A 760-nucleotide genomic window follows, 5' to 3' on the forward strand; every position below is an offset into this window, starting at 1 on the left:
TTGACAACAATACAACCAGCTGTTTTTAAAAGCTAAAATCCTTGGCACGCATTGTGATTACTCCTTCTATCAGAAACCAAATCTTAAGAACTCAAGGAGAAACACATGACGGATATCGTAGTATTTGGCGAAGACTTCGGCGGCCTACCATCATCAACGCAGCACATCGTTCAGCGACTTGCCACCAACCATCGCATTCTTTGGGTTAATTCCATCGGTTTAAGACAACCAAAACCGACGGGTAAAGACATTCAACGTTTAGTGAGCAAGTTTTCCCGCGTTATCAGCAATACTGGCTCAGATAAGCCAACCATGCATTGTGATGCGGTAGACAACATTTTCACGGTAAATTTGCTGACAATACCGGCTCCCCACTCTGCTTTTTCAAGAAAAGTGGCAGCGAAGATGATGCAGCACCAACTAGAAAAACACTTAAAAGCGTTGAACTTCGACAACCCACTGTTTTGGACATCCCTACCAACCGCCGCTGATGTGTGTAATGCCATGAATAAACGCGGGCTGATTTACTACTGTGGAGACGATTTTGGCGCGTTAGCGGGCGTTGATCATCAAACAGTGATGGAGCATGAACGCACACTGGTTGAGAACGCCGATTTTATTCTTGCTGCAAGCGACAAGCTGGCCGCTCGATTTCCGGATAATAAAACCACAACGCTGCCACACGGGGTCGATTTCAGTCTATTTTCAACGCCTGCAGAAAAGGCAAGCGACTTGCCGAACAATGGCCGTAAAGTATTGG

Annotated in this window: 1 pseudogene; it reads left to right on the forward strand. The window is 46.1% G+C overall.

From position 1 onward, the window contains the following. Nucleotides 1-105: 105 nt before the first annotated feature. A pseudogene (locus tag R7044_RS25095) lies at nt 106-760 on the forward strand (glycosyltransferase family 1 protein); the annotation flags it as partial.

This window comes from Vibrio sp. 1402 (assembly GCF_033340275.1).